The sequence below is a fragment of the Streptomyces sindenensis genome (assembly GCF_014649035.1).
Classification (GTDB): Bacteria; Actinomycetota; Actinomycetes; order Streptomycetales; family Streptomycetaceae; genus Streptomyces; species Streptomyces sindenensis.
Genome location: NZ_BMSG01000007.1, coordinates 135523 through 154400, shown reverse-complemented (window position 1 = coordinate 154400; position 18878 = coordinate 135523). Strand labels below are relative to the sequence as shown.

Genomic DNA, 18878 nt, shown 5'->3' with positions numbered 1-18878 from the left:
TTTTCGACCGACCCCCCGCGGGGCGTAGGCGGCCTCCTGCTCGAACTGGGGCATCAGCGAGGTGTAGGTGGCCGTGTGGCTCGCGATCACCGAACCGGAGAAGTGACCGCTCACCTCGCGGGAGAAGTACCTCCAGGGTCACCTGGATCAGTCTGGGTGGCGCCGCCTGCCGTCTGGACGCATCCAACGAGTTTGCCCGAGTCGAGCCCGTCACCGCCCGGCAGCGGTCTGGCTGGCCCTCCACTCAGGAGCCTCGGGCGTGTCCTGGAACTCCAGGAGGTGCTGTCCGGCGAGCCGCTGCAGGGCGGCGCGTACGTCTGCCGGTGTGACGTAGAAGAACTCCCGGCGCAGGTTTACCCGGTTGACGCGGCGGGACTCGAACTCCTGGTGCAGGCGGCGTTCCAGGCCGACGGCGTCCTCACTGAAGATCAGGGCGTGCACGTCGAAGCGGAAGGGGACGGACGCGTCCCCGAGTTCGATGACGCGGTCCATGGGATCGAGGCGCCGGGTCATACCGATCTTGACCATGCGTTCGCCGAACGCTCCGACGTTGGAGATGACGTAGACGTATCCGGCCCGGATGTTGGCCTCGCGGGCCTCGACTGCATCCAGTTCGGCGCCCAAATCGGCGAGTTTTCCTTCGAGTTCCGCGATGCTGGCCTCATCGCCGGTGCCGGAGCGCAGGCGGCGCAGGGCGCCCTCGTAGTGGCTGCGTTCCTTCTCCAGCCGCTGCCGTTCGCGCTCGATCTCGCGCTGCAGGCGCTCCTCCTCGCGCTGCTGGGCTCGTAGCTCTCGCTGTTCCTCCCGCTCAGTCTCCTTCCTCACCAGGTAGTCCGCCGTGAGCTCCAACTCCTGGACCCGCAGCTGGTGGTAATCATCGCCGATGCGGATCTGCATGGTGGCGCCGAGCCGGGCGATCGACTCCCGCGTCTTGCCGAGCCGGTCGATCAGCGAGTCGAGCCTGTGCGGCTTCATGCCGCGCACCGCGTTGTCCGCCTCGGCGTTGTACGCGCGCAGCATCAGTTTGGAGAAGTCACGGACCATCTTGCGGCCCTTGGCAGCTGAGCCGTCCACCATCCAGTACTGGTTCCCGAGCACAGCCCGGTCGTCCTTCGCCAACTGCTTGTAGCGGGCCTTGAGACTGTCGAGCCGGTCCTTGTAGGCGAGCGCGTCGGCGAGCGGATGGCGGTACTCGTAGATGCCGGCCTCTTGCAGCATCCGCGTCTCATCAGTGAGCACCAGATCCCGGCGCGCGGCCGTGAGGCGCTGTTCGGCCTCCGCCGCCTGGTGAGCCATATCGTCGGCTTGGCGGCGCACGTCAACCAGGGACTGCGCGGCGCTCTCGGCAGCGTGCTCTATCTTCTCGTCGAGGAGAGCGTCGATCCGTCCGATCTCTTGGAGCTTCTCCTCATGCGCGCGGCGCAGTCGCTGCTGCTCGGCGGCTATCTGAGCGCTGTCGGATCCGATGAGACGACTCAATTGCTCCGTCAGGTGGCGGTTGTCTTCCTGCAGCCCGCGTACCTGTGTTTCCATCAGCGCCAGCTCGCCCGCCAGACGCGCCGCCTCGGACTCCGCTTGCTTACGGCGCCGGCCGAACAGACCCCCGCCTGTGGCCGGGATCGTCGCCTGGGGGCCGTAGGCCGACTGTTGAGGAACGGGTGCGCTCGGCTGCGGCACGGCCCCTTCCGGGATCCAGATCTGCCAGCCTGGGGGTGTGGGCCATGCGGGATCCGGTTCCCAGCCGGGTGGCGGGCTCCACCCCTCCGGCGGAGCGGGCCAGGTGGGCGGCGGGTTGAACCGGTAGGTCATGGGGCAACGACTCCTGTCGCGAGGGCTAGAGACGGCCGGTGTAACCCCGATGCCGTCCGGAAGCCAGCGGGCCGAGTCGAACGTACTCGGCCTTGTGGACCTTCGTCCTGCCATCTCCTGTTTTTGGCCCTCCTGGCAGCAGATCCGACGAGGCGGGTATGCCGCAGAGAGCCGTAGATTCCGGCCGCCGGCAGGACGGCCCTGCGCCGGCAGCGAAGTGCCCTTCGTCCTTGAGGGACCGGCCCGGCGCCACCGGGCACGGCCGACCGCCCCTGACGCACCGGGTGAAGGTGCAGCGAAGGGGGCCACACCTCTGTCCGCGGACAAGTTCCTGTCCGTTCTCAAGAACGCAAGACTTGGAGTTGTCGAACACGGAGCCTGGCGCACCCACAGCCGTGACCAGCACGGCAACTGAGGCCCAGTGAGCAGGGCGATGATCCACCAACACGGGCGCGTACTCCAGTGCGTCTTGTGCCTCCCCTGGCCACGCCACGCGCGCCCGCGACCGGTGGCACGAGGTCACCCCCTGCAGTCGGCCCGGAACGGATTCAGCACACATGAGGCCGGGAAACCCTGGGAACCTGCAAGAACCACCGAGACATGTTTCTCCGGGCCAAACGTGGTCATGGCGGAGTTTCCCCAGGTCACAACCTTGATCAGAGAAGACTCCATAAAGCGGGTGTCGCAGCGTCTGGCGTCAACGCGGGCGGTCGCTCACGGCCGGGCCGCCGCCTCTTGAGCGGCCGATCCGTGTGACTGGTCGCCTCCCGCTGCGCGTCCGACTATCTCGCCCGCCGCAGCCCCGGCCGCGCGCTCTTCTACGGGCTGTGACGAGCGGACGACGGTTGGAGGACGGTTGGAGGATTCCGAAGGATTCGGACGGGAGTGCGAAGCAGGCGTTAGGCTCCGGTCTCCGGCAAGATACGGGCCGCCCTTGAAGGAGACGTGAACCGTGAGTTCACGAAGTACGGTGTCGCCTTTCTGGGCATCACAGCTTGCGTGGGCCTCAGCGACACGACATCGGTACCTTCGTTGGTGATCGGCGGCCTGTGCCTCGCAGCACTCGCTTGCTGGTTCTCTCTCCGTATCCGGCAAGAGATCCGGACCATCAGGGGAGACAACAGACAAGCCCGGGAACGCCGGGAGGCACACAAGCGCGAGTCACGGGTGGGTGGCCGAGGGGCCACCTGACTTCCACGGCTGACCTCAACGGCGCCGGGCAAAGGCGCACATGAGCGCTGGACCGAACACCCAGGGGTGGGAGATGAAGGAGCCCGAGCGGTTCGTGCTGCTGCGAATCACCGGGAAGTACGGCGGCAGCGTCGCGGTCGAACTGAACGACTCCTACGCCCCGGGCATTCCGGACGTGGAGGCTCAACTCCTGGTCCACAACGACTTTGTGGCCGGTGTCCTCGACACCTCCGTGGATCCCCGGGACCTGGCCGGCTGGGCTCACGTCCTGGACGAGGTCGCTGCGGGGCGCGACGCCGTCTGGCGTGAGGCTTCGCGAGTCGCCGAGATCGGCATCCGCCTGGACCGGCGGGAGGACGACCACGACGGGATCACGGTCACCGTTGCAGACCAGCAGACGACCAGGCTGGCCCTCTCCTTCGAGGTCGACCGCGGCTGGATCGACGAGCAGCGTGCCCGGCTCCAGGCACTCCGCACCGTCTGGGCGCACCTGATACCGGCGGACTGAGGCGCGGCTCAGGGCCGGCACCCGCTCGCCCAGCGGACGGTGCCGGCGCCCGCTCGCCCAGCGGACGGTGCCGGCGCGGCGCTCCCGCTCAGCGGGGTCCGGCGTCCACGATCTCCTCGATCACCCACGCCGCGATCCGTGCCATCACCGGGTTCGACTCCCGGTAATGGGCCAGCTCCAGCAGGGCGATGGACAGCGCCCAGCCCCTCCCCCGCGCCCAGGTCGCGTCGTCGGCCGCCACCGCCGTGCGGAACGTCTGCCTGGCCCCCGCCGTCAGCAGGTACCAGGCCGCGATCAGGTCGACGGCCGGGTCGGCCAGGCCCGTGCAGCCGAAGTCGATGACCGCGGCGAGGCGGCCGTCCGCGACCAGGACGTTGCCCGGCTGCAGGTCCCCGTGGACCCAGACGGGGGCAGCCGTGAAGGGCGGGGCGGACAGGGCCTCCTTCCAAGCCGCGGCGACCGCCTCCGCGTCCACCACCCCGTCCAGGGTCGCCAGCGCCTCGCGGGTCACCGCGTCGCGGGAGGCCAAAGGCTCGCTGCGGTACGCGGGCGGGGCGCCCTGCGGGCTGATCCGGCGGAGCGCCAGCACGAATTCCGCCAGGTCCGCCGCCAGCAGGTCGGAGGACGAGGCGGCGTCGCCGGGGCGCGGGTTCGTACCCTCCAGCCAGGTGCAGACCGACCAGGGGCGGGGGAACGCCTCGTCCGGGACTCCCCGGGCGAGCGGGAGCGGTACAGGGAACGGCAGTTGCCCGGCCAGGCGTGGCAGCCAGCGGTGCTCCGTCGCCACATCCGCCGCACTGCCCTCGGTACGGGGCAGCCGTACGGCCATGTCCGTGCCCAGGCGGTAGATCGCGTTCGCCGTCCCGCTCGCGTCGACCGCCTCCACGGGCAGGTCCGCCCAGTGCGGGAACTGGGCGGCGATCAGGCCGCGTACGAGCGAGGGTTCAACCATCATGCGGTGATCGAACCAGGTGGCCCCGGGGCCGCACAACGTCTCGACCCCGGGCTCTGCCCCGTTGCCGCCTCGTCGCCCCTCCGGAGGGCGCCCCTTCTCGTTCGAAAATCGGTGCGGCGTCACGCATCCGTACGAGAGGATCTGCGCCCATGACATATGCATCGCGCACCCTCGTGCTTCCGCCCCAACTCACCGCCTCCGCAGTGAGGTTACGTACCACCGCGCTGCGGCGCGGGCTGCGGGTCGTGGAGGCGGCGGCCTCCGCCGTGTCCGACGGGCCGGGGAGACCGGAGTGGGCGGCGGGCACCGGAGGTGAGGCGCACGCCGTGCATCTGCACGCGGGGCCCTCCTTCGCCGATGTCGTGGCCCCCGCCCTCGGGATCGCCCTCCTGGAGGCCCCCGCCGACTGGCTCGCCCGGCTCCCGCGCGCGCTCACCCAGCGGGAGATCCGGGTCATGCCCATCGGCGAGGCGTACCGGCTGCGCCGCCCCGCCTTCGTCAAGTCGCCCAACGACAAAGGCATTCCGGCGCTCGTGTACGCGGACGGGTCCCGGCTGCCCGGACCGGATGCCGTGGACCCGGCCACCGTGGTGCTGGTGAGCGACGTGATGACCTTCGCCGTCGAGTACCGGCTGTTCCTCCTCGACGGGGCCGTCCACACGGCCTCGCAGTACGCCGAGGCCGGCCGGCTGCGGCTCGGGCCGCCGAACGGTGCCGCGCTCGCCTTCGGGCGCGAGGTGCTCGCGGCCGCCGGGGACGCCCTGCCCTCGGCGATCGTCGTCGACATCGGGCGGGACACCGAGGGCCGATGGGCCGTGATCGAGGCCAACGCGGCCTGGGTCAGCGGGTGTTACGAGGCCGACCCGGACCGCGCCCTCGACACCGTCCTGCGCGCCGCCGGACCCGGCACCGACCTGTTGCCGCACGACCGTGCCTTCGTACGGTAGACCGAGGGTGGCAGGGCGAGGGGTGGGCAGGGCGAGGGGGCCGGTGCGTCGAGAGGCCGGTGGGTCGGCGGGTCCACGTCCGCACGGCCGCGCCGTAGTGGGCTCAGTGGCAGGACGCCCTCATCTGCGCCGCCGCGTGATGCGCGCCGACCCGCCGTGCGTCGCCCCAGTCCCGGCCCCGGTCGATGAGCTGGACCGCGAAGACGTCCCCCTTGACCGGATAGCTGCGCACCGGGGCCTCGCTCCCCCGGTGTTCCGTCTGGAGCACCGCGAAACCCGTGTACGCGGAGTCCGCGTCGTCCGGGTCCGAGAGCACCCGGTAGACGGTCGGCTCCCCCGCCGCGTCTCCGGGGCGGCCGCTGTCGGGGACGAAGACGGTCACCGCGCACTCGCTGAAGCCCCGGCCCAGGTGCCAGGACCAGGTGGCCGTGGAGCCCCGGTCCTCCGTCGGGCTGCCCGACATCGGGACCGCGCTGAACCGGCCGTCGCACCCGTCGCCGTCGAAGCCGCCGTTCTCGACCGTGTACCAGCCGGCGTCCCCGCTCTCGAAACGGCCGCGCTCCTTGTACGTCCCCGTCGCGCAGCCGGGGCCCGCCCACTGCGTGAAGCGTGCGCCGTCCGGCGGGGGCTTCGACGAGGACCCCGAGGGCGCGGGGGCCGACGGGGCTTCCGCGCCCGGGCCGGGCACGATCCTCGTGGGGGCCGCGCCGCCGATCCGGTCGGGGACCGCGCCCGCCCGGTCCGCCGCGTCCGTACGGCTGCCGCCACCGGCCGGGACCAGCAGCGAGGCGGCGGTGACCAGGTTGCCGGCCGCCACCACGACGCCGGCCGCGAGCAGGGCCTTGCGTCGGCGGGGCAGCGTGGAGAGGCGGCCCGCCAGCGTCTCGCGCGCGACCCATGATCCGTCAGCCCCCGCCGTGCGGGACGCCCCGGCCCCGCAGCCGGGGCAGACCATTCCGGGCAGCGGTCCCCGGCGTCCGCCGCCGCAGTACTGGCACCTCGTGGCGTTCATGGCAGCACACCTTGCCAGTGCGCCGCCCGCAGAGGGAGATCCCGCACCCGATGGCCCGTACACGGGACGGGCACGCACGGACGGGGCACGCACGGACGGGCACGCACGGACGGGCGAGGGGGTCCGTCAGCTCAGTTCTTCCGGGCACGGTGTGCCCGGCTGGAGCTGGTACGGGGCCGCCAGCCGGTACGTCCCGGGCCGCGGCGCGAGCAGTTCGGTCCACTCGTCGCCGTACGGGCCCTCCTCGACCTTGTTCAGACAGCCGTGGAGGTTGAGATACGTCTTCGGCGCGGTGTCGTCCAGCTGCGACCGCTCCTTCGACTCCTCGGTCTCCAGCGGGCGTTCCACGCTCTTGCCGTCCTCGTCGACGAGCGCGAGCCAGCGCGTGTACGGGATCCGGATCAGCACCCGGCCCGCCGACTTCACCGTGATCGTCAGCTCGTCCGCGCCCGCCCGCTCCACCGTCGCCGGCGGGTCGGCCAGCGGCACCGGGTCCAGCACCCGGAAGAGCTTCCAGTTCGCGTCGCCCCAGATCTGGCGCAGGTACGGCTGCCCCTGCTCGACCAGCTCCGCCTCCTGGACCGCCCCGTTGTCCGGCCGGTCCTTGGGCAGCACCACGTAGTGCACGGCCCAGCGGTCCAGCCACTCCCGGTAGTTCACCGGGTCGAGCGTGTCGTCGTAGAAGAGCGGGTTGCGCTTCATGTCCGCCTGGCGGTTCCAGCCGCGCGCCAGGTTGACGTACGGAGCGAGCGCCGATGACTCGCGGTGACTGCTCGCGGGCACCACCTCGACCCGGCCGCGCTCCGCCCCCACCTGCTGGAGCTGGTTGATCAACGGGGCCAGTTCGCGGTTCCAGGACGCTTCGGGCGCGGTCCGGACGATGTCGTCGACGCCCTTGAAGCCGATCCAGAAGTTCAGGCCCACGAAGGCCAGGATCAGGGCGTACCAGCGGCGGCTGCGCGGCACGGTGTACGGCAGGGCGGCGAGCAGCGCCACCCCGGCGAACAGCATCGCCATGCGCGTGATGTTCGACCCGATCTGCGAGTCGATGACGTAGGTGAGGAGCGTCCCGAGTCCGTAGACGGCGGCGGCCGTCCGGACCGTGCTCCAGTCGCGGGGCACGAGGACGAAGACCAGCACCGCGAAGAGGAACGGCAGCGACAGCGTCCCGAGCGACATCGGCTGCGTACCCGAGAAGGGGAACAGCCAGGCGGAGAGCCCCACCACGGCCACCGGGGCGAGGCCGACGGCGTACGCGCCGGGGCGTCGTCTGTGCAGGAACAGCGCCGCCGCGACGACGCCCAGGAAGAGTCCGGCGACCGGGCTGGCCGCGGTCGCGAGCCCGGCGAGCGGGGCGGCGACGGCGGCCTTGGCCCACCGCTTGTACCGCCAGCGGTAGGGCCAGCAGAACACCGCGGCCACCGCCCCGACGGCGAACATCATGCCGAGCCCGAACGTCACCCGGCCCGACAGCGCGTTGCACAGGAACGCGAAGACCCCGGCGAGCGAGCAGGCCAGCGGATTGCGGACGGCCGGGACCCGCACCAGGATCAGCGCCGTCAGCCCGGAGGAGACCGTGCCGACGATCATCATCGTCGTACGGACACCGAGCAGCGACATCAGGTAGGGCGAGACCACGCTGTACGAGACGGGGTGCATGCCCCCGTACCAAGCCAGGTTGTACGCGGTGCCGGGGTGCCGGCCGACGAACTCGGCCCAGGCGTCCTGCGCGGCGATGTCCCCGCCGGTGTTGGCGAAGAAGAAGAACCAGAGGAGGTGGAGCACGGCCGCGGCCGCCGTCGCGATGGTGACGGGGTGGCGCAGCAGCCGGCGGGCCCGGGCACGCGGGGTCTCGGCGGCCACGGCTGCCTCGGCGGCTTCCTCGCCCTCGCCCTCGCGCTCGCACGCGTCCGCGTCCGCGTTCCCTGACGACGCGGTGCCCTCGGCGGGAGGCTCCGGAACGCGGGGCGACGGCACGCGCACGTGCAGGGCGTCGCCCCCGGCACCGGTGGTCCCGTCCGCCTCACGGCCGGGCTTCGGCTCCGCGGTGGTCACTACGGCTCTCCCCGTCCTCCGGCGGCCCCGTACCTCTGCGTACCTGGTGGTACGTCCTCAAGGACGCGTCCCGGCGCCCTTGAGTTGTCCGGGGACGCTAACACGTACCTCGGGCACGCTTCTCTGTCATAAACACCCACCGGAGCGGTGTGGGGCGGGGCCCGCTCCCCACCGCTCCGGTGTCCCGGCTCTCAGCCGATCCTGGTCAGCTTGTCGCCGAAGGCCGCCTCGGGCAGATCGCTCCGCAGCACCACCGGCGCCGTGACCTTTCCGGTGCCGGTGCCCACGGTCACCGAGCCGACCTCGGTCCCGGCCTTCGCGGCGTGGTCGATGCCCTCGCCGTTGTCCGTGACCTTGAGCTCGACCTCCAGACCGGACCAGCCGACCGCCTTCAGGTTCTTGGTGGCGACCACCGGGGCCTGCCCGCCGAACCCGTTGTCCACGTACCCGACGACGTCGCCCTTCTTGACGACGGTCGCCGAGGTGGCGGCCTCCTGCGCGTCCTTGATCAGCTTCAGGCTGTTCTGGAGCGACAGCTCCAGGCTGTCGTAGACCCGGCCGGTCCCCGCCTGCTGGCCCATCACCGCCCCGTAGATCCACAGCAGCTTGCCGTCGACCTTGGTGTTCGCGGACCAGAGCAGATTGCCGCCCGCCGGGGTGGAGGAACCGGTCTTGATGCCGCTCACGCCGGGCTGGAGCAGGAGATTGTTGTTGTTGTAGATGGTGCCGTCTATGCCCTCGATCTCGACCTGGGGCATGTCCACGATCTCCCGGAAGACGTCGTTGCGCATGACGGCCTGCGCCAGCTTCAGCTGGTCGGTGGCCGTGGAGACGGTGGTCTTCTTCAGTCCACTGGGGTCCGTGTACGTCGACCCGGTCATCCCGAGCTTCTCGGCCGCGTCGTTCATCTTGTCGATGAACGCCTCCTCGGTCCCGGCGTCCCAGCGGGCGAGCAGCCGCGCCGCGTTGTTCCCCGAGGGGATCATCAGCAGCTGGAGCAGCTGACGCTGGGTGAGCTCCTGCCCCTTGGTCAGCGGGGCCGTCGACTCGTCGGGCCGCTTGGACTCGTCCTCCGCCTGCTGGTCGACGGTGATCTTCTCGCCCCCCTCGTCACCCTTGAGGGGGTGTTCCTGAAGGATCACGTAGGCGGTCATGACCTTCGCGACGCTGGCGATCGGCGCTGGCTTCTGCGCACCCTCGGAACCGAGCGACCCGACGCCCTCGACCATCACGGCCGACTGTCCCTGGCCCGGCCAGGACAGCTCCGTCTCCCCGCCCGCGAAGGTGTACGTCGGCTTCGCCGTGAGCTCCAGCGAGGGCTCCGGAAGCGGACGCATCACCTGCACGATCGCAAAGACGATCAGCAGGAGGAGCACCAGCGGGGTCCAGATCTTGACCCGTCGCACGGCGGTCCGGACCGGGGTCTCCGGCGGCGGCGGGGTGTTCGTCAGCTCGGCGAGCAGGTCGAGCGGCGGCTTCGGCGGCAGCGGCTGCTGCCGGGTCCGCTCGGCCGCGGCCCAGGACGGGACTGCTGCCGGGCTCGCCTCCGGGGTGCGCACGGGCGCCTCGGGTCCGGCCGCGGCTCCGGGGGCGGGCTGGGGCTCGGGTTCCGGCTTGCGGGGCGCGGGGGCGGTGCGTACGTCGTCGGAGCGCAGCGGCACGAAGGTGCTCGTGCGCTCGGCGTCGGCCTCGGGCTCGGTCCCGGTTCCGGTCCCGGCGCCGCACTTGGGCTTGTCCTGGGACTTGTCCTGGGACTTGTCCTCGCGGGGCGGGAGCTTCAGCGCGGTCGTCGCCTGGTCGACCCGGTCGGTCGGCCTGACCGCCTTGAAGATGGCGGTGGGCTGATCGATTCCTCGCAGGTCGGAGGCGTCGGCGGCGGGCTCGGAGGCGTCGGCGGCGGCCGGCTCGGAGTCGGAGCCGGTGTCGGAGTCGGAATCCGATTCGGGCTCGGGTTCGGTCTCGGCGTCGGGCGCCTTGTACGGCTCGGCGTCGGCCCTCGGCTCGGCGTCGGCCTCGGGCTTCTCGGCCGTCTTCGGCTTCTCCGCGGCCTCCGGCTCGGGCTTCGACGCGTCGTCCTGCTCGGCCTTCGCGGCGGACTCGGGCTCGGGCGCAGCAGCCTCCGCCTTCTCGGCTTCCTCCGCCTCCTCCGCCTTCGGCTTGTCCTCGGCGGCGGCATCGACCCAGGCGGCCACGGCAGCACGCAGCCGGCCGTCCCCGTCCCCTTCACCGGTCTCCGGCTCCCCGGCCTCCGGCTCGTCCGCCGATCCTCCGGCGCGAGTCTCCGCGTCCGTCTCCGCGTCCGCCCCCTCGGCCTCGGGCTTCCCCGCGTCCGCGTCCGGGGCTCTCCGGCCCTCCGCGGCCCCCGCGCCTCCGGAGCCCTCCGAAGAGCCCTCCGAAGGCGCGTCGGCGTCTCCAGAGGCCGCAGAGGCCGTCGCGGGCGCGCTCTCGGCGTCTCCCTCGGGCTCGGAACCGGGCTCACGCCGGGCCGCGTCCTCCGGCAGCCGGGGGCGGAACACCGCGGTCGCCGTGTCCGACATGGCTCCCGAGTCCGCACCCGTGCCCGTACGGGCGTCCGCGTCCGCATCCGTACCGGAGTCCGTACCGGCGTCCACGTCCGCATCCGCGTCCGCGTCCGCGCCGGGGTCACGGAACACGGCGAAGCGCGGGTCGCGTTCCTCCGCAGCCGTCCCCGACGACTTCCGCTGCTCCGTTTTGTCGGGGGACTCGCCCGCCACCGATGCCTCCTCGTGCGCTGCGGGGCCACCCCGCGCTGTCCGAACCATCTACCAGTGTCCTGTGTGAACCCCTGGCCGAGCTGCTAGACGAGAACGACATACCTACTGGTTCCCGTACAAAGCGACCAGGCGCTCTCGACAGATGAATGTGAGAGGGGTCACCCTGTCAGACATCCACGCGGGGAGGCATGGATGGGCAGGAGCCGCAGAACAATCCCGGAGGAGCTTCTGTTGCTCGCTCTGGACCCGACCACGGGTACCACAGCGCAGCCGCAGTCGCTCGACCTCGGCCTGGCCGGGGCACAGCTAGTGGAGCTGGCTCTGGCAGGACGGATAGCCCCTGACGGGGATCGTATCGCCGTGGTGATGCCACGGCCGACAGGAGATCCGACTCTGGACTCCGCACTGGAACTGCTGCGCCGTCGCGGCAGCCCGGTCCGGGCGGTCCACTGGATCGGCGGGCCCCGGCTGGGGCTGCGCCAGATCTATCTCGCTCATCTGGAGCGGTGCGGCATGGTGCATGCCGTGGCGGGCCAGATGTGCGGGGTGCTGCCGACGACTCGCTACCAGGCGACGGAGACGGCGATCAGCCGGGACATCAGGAACCGGCTGGACAGTGCGATCCGCACCGGCGTACCGCCGGACCCGCGGACCGCGGCGCTCGCCGCACTGGCCCACGCGGTCGGACTCGGCAAGCACCTGTACCCCGGGAACGAGGGGCGCTCGTCGCGCTCCCGGCTCCGGGACCTGATCAGGCACGACCCGATGGGCGGACTCGTGGCGCACGCCGTGATGGACGTCCAGAACGGAGTGGCGGTTCAGCCACGCCGTTCGCAGCAGGCAGCGGGCGTTCCGTTGCAGCCGCAAGCACAGGCCCGGCGCGGCAGCATGGCGCACACCGCCGCGAGCTGAAAAACCGCACACCGCCGCACCGTCGTCAGTCGTCATCGACCCGGTCCGGGAGCCGCACCACGCACGGGGCAGCCGGTAGTCACCACCACCGGCTGCCCCGTGCGCTTGCGCGCCGCCGCTCGCACCGATGCGTACGCCCCCGGCTCCACGTGTGGCCATTTCCCAGCGCGGCCGGGGCAAGGGGTGGCAATCTGCTGAGCAGTAGATACGCACAGCTACATAGCCGGAGGTGCCGTTTCCGTGCCGTCCAACGTCAATCCCACTGTCAGGCGACGCAGGTTGGGCCAGGAATTGCGCCGCCTGCGCGAACTCAAAGGCATGACGGCCGAGGAAGTGGCGGAGCGGCTGCTGGTCTCGCAGTCGAAGATCAGCCGCCTGGAGAACGGCCGCCGCTCCATCAGCCAGCGCGACGTGCGCGATCTCTGCGGGGTGTACGAGGTCGAGGACCACCGCATCGTCGACTCGCTCATGCAGATGGCGAAGGACTCGCGCCAGCAGGGCTGGTGGCACGCCTTCGGCGACATCCCGTACAGCGTCTACATCGGCCTGGAGACCGACGCGGAGTCGCTGCGGGTGTACGAACCGCAGATGGTTCCGGGCCTGCTCCAGACCCGGGCCTACGCCGAGGCGCTGATCAGCGGCGCGCTGCCCGAGGCCCCGCCGTCGGACATCGAGAAGCGTGTCAACGTACGGTCGCGGCGGCAGGACCGGGTCAACGCACCGGAGAATCCGCTGCGGCTGTGGGCCGTGATCGACGAGTCGGCGCTGCGCCGGGTGGTCGGTGACAAGCAGGTGATGATCGACCAGTTGGAACACCTCGTCGAGCAGTCGCACCTTCCGCATGTCACCGTGCAGGTCCTGCCGTTCGAGATGGGCGCGCACCCGGGCATCAACGGCCAGTACGCGATCCTGGAGTTCCCGGACGCCGCGGACTCCAGCGTCGTCTACATCGAGGGCGTCACGAGCGATCTCTATCTGGAGAAGGCCAACGACGTGCAGCGCTACAGCGTGATGTACGAGCATCTGCGGGCGCAGGCGCTGAACGTGGAGCAGACCCGGGAGTTCATCAGCAAGATCGCCAAGTCGTACACCAGCTGAATCCGGACAGTGGAGTGAGCGGCGGCGGGATGGTACACCGCCGCCCACTCACAACAGAAGAGCTACCGGGGAAAGACCATCCGGTCGAGTGAACGGCCATCTCATGGACGGGGCTTGGCGAGTAGCGTCGATCACGCCAATCGGAATCAGGTTGGTGCGACTCCCCCAACTCTCTGAACCGGAGTGAACATGGCAATTCTTCAGGGTGCTACGGACCAGTGGACGAAGTCGTCGTACTCCGGCGGCAACGGCGCGTGCGTCGAGGTCAAGTCCCCGGTCGCCCTCTCCATCGCCGTACGTGACTCGAAGGCTCCCGAGGGCCCCTCGCTCACCTTCGTCCCCGGTGCGTGGAACGCGTTCGTGCGCGATGTCGCCACGGGCTCGATCAACGCCTGATCAGCCGGCGGCGTTCACACGCCACCGCACCACTCTGCACCACCTGATGGAGCCCTCTCGACCGGTTCGCCGTCCTGGCCGAGGGGGCTCGGCATGTTTCCGGCGTCCGGGGCCCGATGTCACCGCAGCCGGTCGACGTAACGGTCCGTCCCCGGCACGGTCGGCACGAACGGGGCGACCAGCTCCACCCGCCCGAGACCGACCTCCGCGACCGCCGTGTCCAGACCGGCGAAGCGCTCGGCCCAGCAGCTTCGCGGGTCCTCCTGGAGGAACCACAGCAGCGTCAGCCGGGTGTCGACCCCCTCGACCTGCTTCACATACGTCATCCGGTCCCCGGGCAGAGGCGTCGGCCGGAACACCGTGACCATCGCCGCGGGCGACCCCTTCAGCCTCTTCGGGAGATGGCGCGAACGCAGCCATTCCAGCAACTCCGCCCGCTGCCCCGGCCCTTCGGCGTCGATGACCTGGAGGACGAGGCCCGCGTACGGGTGGTCGAGGGCGTGGAAGTCCCGAGGGCCCGCCGCCCCGTCGCGGTAGACGGTGGCCTCGTGGTCCTGGAACGCGGTGAAGACGTGGGTCCGGTCCCGGTAGACCCGGCCGTCCCGGTTGAGCCGCTTGTTGATGGCGACGGTCCACTTCATGTGCTCGTCGTAGCGCCCCTCGGTCACCCAGTACGTCGACAGATAGCACCCCGCGCCGACGGGCTGGGCGACCGCCGACTCCTCCGGGTAGCGCAGCTGCTGGAGGTCCTTGGTGGCCACCCAGCGACGTCCGGCGAACATCCACGGCATGGCCGTGGCGCCCGCGTAGTAGTGGTCGTCCTCGTACCAGCGGTTGTACGCGTACTCATGGCCCGGATGCGGTTCGACCAGGGTGATCAGCGCATGCCCGGGGCGGACCCCGTACGGCCCCGTCCCCGCCAGCTCCGCGTACCGCTCACTCCCCGTTCCGGCGGGCCCCTCCCCCGTTCCGGCGGGCCCCTCCTCCGTTCCGGCGTCTTCGCTCATCGGATCCCCCCTTCCCTTCCATCGGATACCGGTCGCCTCTACCCTGACGGCCCGTCAGATGAACTGCCAGGGCCGGGAGGCACCGATGTTGCTCGCGGGGAAGACCGTCATCGTCTCGGGCGTCGGGCCGGGGCTCGGGCACCGGGTCGCGGAGGCCGTCGTCCGTGACGGCGGGCACGCGGTGCTCGGGGCGCGTACGGCGGCGCAACTCGCCGAGTCGGCGGCCGGGATCGATCCGGAAGGCGGCCGCACGGCCTTCGCACCCACCGACATCACGGACGAGGCGCAGTGCGAGGCGCTCGCCGCGCTGGCGGTGGAGCGGTTCGGGAGGATCGACGCGGTGGTGCATGTCGCCGCCCGGGACAGCCACTTCGGCGGACTCCAGGACGCGGACTTCGCCTCCTGGCAGTCGGTCATCGACGTGAACCTGCTGGGGACGCTGCGGATGACCCGCGCCTGCCTGCCCGCGCTCAAGGAGCGGGGCGGCTCGGTGGTGATGATCGGCACGCAGTCCGCGGTGGCCGCACCCTCCCAGGTGCGGCAGGCGGCGTACGCGGCGTCCAAGGGGGCTCTCACCTCGGCGATGTACTCGCTGGCGCGGGAGCTGGGCCCGGACCGCATCCGGGTCAACACGGTACTGCCGGGCTGGATGTGGGGGCCGCCGGTGCAGGCGTACGTCCGGTTCACCGCCGACTCCGAAGGCGTACCGGAGTCCGAGGTGCTGGCCCGGCTCACCGAGCGGATGGCACTGCCCGAACCGGCCACGGACGGGGACGTGGCGGAGGCGGTCGCCTTCTTGGCCTCCGACCGGGCGCGGGCCATCACCGGCCAGTCGCTGCTGGTCAACGCGGGTGAGCTGATGCGCTGATGCGCTGATGCGCTGACGCATTCGTACACACACTCGTACGCGCACACGTACCCGTACCCGTACCCGCGGCATCCTCCTCCCGACTCTCCGACTCTCCGGGCTTCGGCCGCACGGGACCCGCATCCCGTGCGGCCTTCGCGCGTCGCCGCGCGCTCCCCGACTTCTCCGAACTGCTCCGAACCTCTCTTGCACAGCCTGACGAAGTGCCCGCCCATCGTGTGGCCGCGATCACGCTCGCGACAACGCCCCACAAAGCCAAGAGCGAGTAAAACCGTTCCCCTTGATGACTTGTGTTCACATCCATGACCCGCGCCAGCCTTGACCGAGCCCCACCGAAGAGGGTTCAATCCCCGAAGTCCCCGCTCCCGCAAGGGGACGCCGCTGAACGGCCGTACCGGCGAAGTGCGCTCCCGTTCACAAGGCGGACCCCTGGAGGGGACATGAACAGTCTCGACTGGGCTGTACTCATCGGCTACTTCGGCGTCATGGTCGCGATCGGGCTCTGGTCGCACAAACGCGTGGACAACGTCAGCGACTTCTTCACGGCCGGCGGCCGGATGCCGTGGTGGCTGTCGGGCATCTCGCACCACATGTCCGGCTACAGCGCGGTGATGTTCACCGGTTACGCCGGGATCGCCTACCAGTACGGGGTCACGTCCTTCGTGACCTGGTCGCTGCCGATCGCCATCGGCATCTTCATCGGCGCGAAGCTCTTCGCGCCCCGGCTGAACCGGCTGCGCTCGCGGCTCCGGGTCGCCTCGCCGCTGGAGTACCTCAAGAACCGCTACGACCTGCGGACCCAGCAGGCGCTCGCCTGGTCGGGGCTGCTGCTGAAGATCGTGGACGTCGGCGCCAAGTGGGCGGCCATCGCCACCCTGTTGTCCGTGTTCACCGGCCTGACCATCTCCCAGGGCATCCTGATCACCGGGGTCGTCACCGGGATCTACTGCACCGTCGGCGGTCTGTGGGCGGACGCCCTCACCGAACTGGGCCAGTTCATCATCCAGTTGTTCGCCGGACTGGCGATGCTCCTCGCCGTGATGAGCGAGCTCGACGGCTTCTCCACCCTGTGGACGGTCTGGGACAAGCTGCCCGACGGGCACGCGGAGCCGACCGCCGGACCGTACACGGTGACCTTCCTGCTGGCGTTCCTCTTCATCAAGACTTTCGAGTACAACGGCGGCATGTGGAACCAGGCCCAGCGGTACATGGCCACCGACTCCGCCGCCTCCGCGACCCGTTCGGCGCGGCTCTCGGCGGTGCTGTGGTTCGTCTGGCCGCTGGTGCTGTTCTTCCCGATGTGGTGTGCGCCGCTGCTGGTCGACGCGCAGAAGCCGGACGCCTCGGACAGCTACGCCCTGATGACCGAAGAGCTCTTGCCACACGGCCTGTTGGGCCTGGTCATCGTCGGCTTCTTCTCCCACACGATGGCCATGTGCTCCTCGGACGCCAACGCGATCGCCGCCGTCTTCACCCGGGACATCGCCCCGGTCCTCTCGAAGGCGGCGCGCGGCTGGAGCGAGCGGGCCGGGCTGATCGCGGCCCGCTGGACCACGGTGGCCTTCCTGGCGCTGTCGATGGCGATCGCGACCCAGGTCAACTCGCCCACGTTCAAGGACATCATCACCGTCGTGATCAAGTGGGTCGCCGGGCTGATGGGCCCGATCGCGATCCCGTTCATGCTGGGCCTGCTGCGCCCGTTCCGGAAGTCCGGCCCGACGGCGGCACTGGTCAGCTGGGCGGCGGGCCTGATCGCGTTCTGGCTGGTCAACTACCCGGTCGACTGGGCCGTCGCGGGCGGGGTGCCGCTCCAGTACCAGGTGTCCGTACCGCTGGCGGTCTCGCTCGTGCTGTACGTCCTGATCGGCTTCGTGAAGCCGGAGGACACCCCGGAGCGGGACGCGGTCCTGGCCCGGATCAACGAGAGGGGAGAGAACGGGGACGAGGACGGCGCGGACGGCGACGAGGGCGAGGGCGAGGGCGACGGTACGGGGGCGTCCGCGGCCGTCCCCGCGCAGGACGGCGGCCCGACCCCGCGACCTCAGCCGCGCGGGTAGCCGGCGAACGTCCGCGCGGCCGGGCGGGCCTCAGCGGCTCGGGCCCCTCAGCCGCGCGGGTAGCGGGCCAGCCAGCCCGGGGCGACGGCCGCCGGGCTGTGCAGGGCGGGGCCCTGGGTCATCTCCATCGCGAAGTCGTCGGCCAGTTCGAGGAGGGTGGCCCGCCCCTCCAGCTCCGCGAGCCAGGCCGGCGGCAGCGCGGTCTCCCCGTGCAGCGCTCCCAGCAGCGCCCCGCAGACCGAACCGGTGGCGCGGGAGGGCCCGCTGTAGTTCACCGCGAGCCGCAGCCCGTGCCGGATGTCCTCGCTGACCAGCGCGCAGTACACGGCGACCGCGAGGACCTCCTCGGCGGCGTCGCTCGCGCCCAGCGCCTCGATCAGGGCCGGCCCCGGGATGCCCTGCCGCACGGAGCCGAGCGCCTGCCGCAGGGCCTCGGTCACCGGCTCGTGGCCGGGGCGTTCGGCGAGCAGGGCCAGCGTGTTCTGGACGGCGCCGTCCAGGCTCTCGCCGCGCGCGAGACCGTGTACGAGTACCGCGAAGGCTCCGGCGGACAGCTGGGCGGCGGGGTGGCCGTGGGACTGGGCCGCGCACTCGACGGCGAGCTGGAGCACGAGCCCCGGCTCCCAGCCCACGAGGAGCCCGAAGGGCGCGGACCGGGTGAGCGCGCCCGCGTCCCGGGCGGTGGGGTTCTTGGGCCGGTCCAGGGTGCCCATGACGGTGTCGCCGAAGCCGGCCAGACATTCCCGGGCGGGATCGCGGCGGGCGTAGAGCCACTCCTCTGCGGCCAGCCAGCCGTTGTCCTCGCGCCGTTCGTCGGGCCCCCAGTCGTGCTGGGTGGCGGCCCAGCGCAGATAGGCGCGGTGCACATCGGTGGGCGGGTGCCAGGCTCCGGTGTCGCGGCGGACCTGGGCCCGGATGAGACCGTCGACGGTGAACAGGGTGAGCTGGGTGAGGGCGGTGACGGCGCCGCGTCTGCCGTGCGCGGGGACGTAGTCGGCGACCCCTTCGACCCCGTGGGCGGCGCGGATCTCCTCCAGCACGAGCCCGCTGACCCCAGCCCCGAGCGCGTCCCCGACGGCCCCGCCGAGCAGGGCCCCGCGGACCCGGCTACGGAAGTCCTGCTGCTCGGCCCGGCCCCAGACCGCCGCGGTCCCTGTGCTCACCCCGCCCCCTCCCGTCACCGCTCCCGGTACCCCGTGCTCGCCTGCGCGCGGGCCCCTGCGGGCGACCGCGCAAGCACTGTAATCGAACGGGAACGGGCGGTAGAGGGGGCGACCGGGGTACGTACGGGTATGTCGACGGACGTCCCGCAGGTCGGTTTTGGGCGG

At 71.1% G+C, this 18878-nt stretch carries 14 protein-coding genes; 7 read left to right on the top strand and 7 right to left on the bottom strand.

Features of this window, described 5'->3' with window-relative positions:
* Positions 1-210: 210 nt before the first annotated feature.
* Positions 211-1809, bottom strand: a complete 1599-nt coding sequence (locus tag IE145_RS11435) for an SNIPE associated domain-containing protein (RefSeq protein WP_229825507.1) — start codon at positions 1807-1809, stop codon at positions 211-213.
* 1231 nt (positions 1810-3040) lie between these two features.
* Here IE145_RS11435 and IE145_RS11430 point away from each other — a divergent pair.
* The gene (locus IE145_RS11430) at positions 3041-3508 is read left to right on the top strand and encodes a DUF5959 family protein (protein ID WP_189520802.1); all 468 of its coding nucleotides are present in this window, start codon (positions 3041-3043) and stop codon (positions 3506-3508) included.
* Positions 3509-3596: 88 nt separating this feature from the next.
* On the opposite strand, the gene IE145_RS11425 is transcribed toward IE145_RS11430, so the two are convergent.
* Entirely contained in the window at positions 3597-4463 is an 867-nt protein-coding gene (locus IE145_RS11425) for an aminoglycoside phosphotransferase family protein (protein ID WP_189520801.1), read from the bottom strand.
* Positions 4464-4612: 149 nt separating this feature from the next.
* On the opposite strand from IE145_RS11425, the gene IE145_RS11420 reads away from it, so the two are divergent.
* Positions 4613-5410, top strand: coding sequence for an ATP-grasp domain-containing protein (locus tag IE145_RS11420; RefSeq protein ID WP_189520800.1), 798 nt, complete (start codon positions 4613-4615; stop codon positions 5408-5410).
* A gap of 103 nt (positions 5411-5513) precedes the next feature.
* Here the strand turns inward: IE145_RS11420 and IE145_RS11415 are convergent, their stop codons facing one another.
* The 3 genes from IE145_RS11415 to IE145_RS11405 form a co-directional block, all read right to left on the bottom strand.
* The gene (locus tag IE145_RS11415; protein ID WP_189520879.1) at positions 5514-6365 is read right to left on the bottom strand and encodes an adhesin; all 852 of its coding nucleotides are present in this window, start codon (positions 6363-6365) and stop codon (positions 5514-5516) included.
* A 183-nt stretch (positions 6366-6548) separates the two neighbouring features.
* Positions 6549-8477, bottom strand: coding sequence for a DUF8823 domain-containing protein (locus IE145_RS11410; protein ID WP_189520799.1), 1929 nt, complete (start codon positions 8475-8477; stop codon positions 6549-6551).
* A gap of 191 nt (positions 8478-8668) precedes the next feature.
* Complete coding sequence (locus tag IE145_RS11405) at positions 8669-11212, bottom strand: serine hydrolase (protein WP_189520798.1); 2544 nt, start codon at positions 11210-11212, stop codon at positions 8669-8671.
* 192 nt (positions 11213-11404) lie between these two features.
* Here IE145_RS11405 and IE145_RS11400 point away from each other — a divergent pair, with 192 nt between their 5' ends.
* The 3 genes from IE145_RS11400 (at position 11405) to IE145_RS11390 (ending at position 13618) form a co-directional block, all read left to right on the top strand.
* Positions 11405-12124, top strand: coding sequence for a GOLPH3/VPS74 family protein (locus IE145_RS11400; protein ID WP_006125323.1), 720 nt, complete (start codon positions 11405-11407; stop codon positions 12122-12124).
* A 240-nt stretch (positions 12125-12364) separates the two neighbouring features.
* Positions 12365-13222, top strand: a complete 858-nt coding sequence (locus tag IE145_RS11395; RefSeq protein ID WP_065487167.1) for a helix-turn-helix domain-containing protein — start codon at positions 12365-12367, stop codon at positions 13220-13222.
* Between the two features lie 189 nt (positions 13223-13411).
* Positions 13412-13618 carry a DUF397 domain-containing protein gene (locus IE145_RS11390; protein ID WP_006125325.1) on the top strand — a complete coding sequence of 69 codons (207 nt, stop codon included), beginning with the start codon at positions 13412-13414 and terminating at the stop codon, positions 13616-13618.
* A 119-nt stretch (positions 13619-13737) separates the two neighbouring features.
* Here the strand turns inward: IE145_RS11390 and IE145_RS11385 are convergent, their stop codons facing one another.
* The gene (locus IE145_RS11385; RefSeq protein WP_189520797.1) at positions 13738-14625 is read right to left on the bottom strand and encodes a hypothetical protein; all 888 of its coding nucleotides are present in this window, start codon (positions 14623-14625) and stop codon (positions 13738-13740) included.
* A gap of 85 nt (positions 14626-14710) precedes the next feature.
* Here IE145_RS11385 and IE145_RS11380 point away from each other — a divergent pair, with 85 nt between their 5' ends.
* Entirely contained in the window at positions 14711-15493 is a 783-nt protein-coding gene (locus IE145_RS11380) for an SDR family oxidoreductase (RefSeq protein WP_189520796.1), read from the top strand.
* A gap of 440 nt (positions 15494-15933) precedes the next feature.
* Complete coding sequence (locus IE145_RS11375; protein WP_189520795.1) at positions 15934-17550, top strand: sodium:solute symporter family protein; 1617 nt, start codon at positions 15934-15936, stop codon at positions 17548-17550.
* A gap of 47 nt (positions 17551-17597) precedes the next feature.
* On the opposite strand, the gene IE145_RS11370 is transcribed toward IE145_RS11375, so the two are convergent.
* Positions 17598-18713: an ADP-ribosylglycohydrolase family protein gene (locus tag IE145_RS11370; protein ID WP_189520794.1), complete on the bottom strand. Its 1116-nt coding sequence runs from the start codon at positions 18711-18713 to the stop codon at positions 17598-17600.
* Positions 18714-18878: the final 165 nt, after the last annotated feature.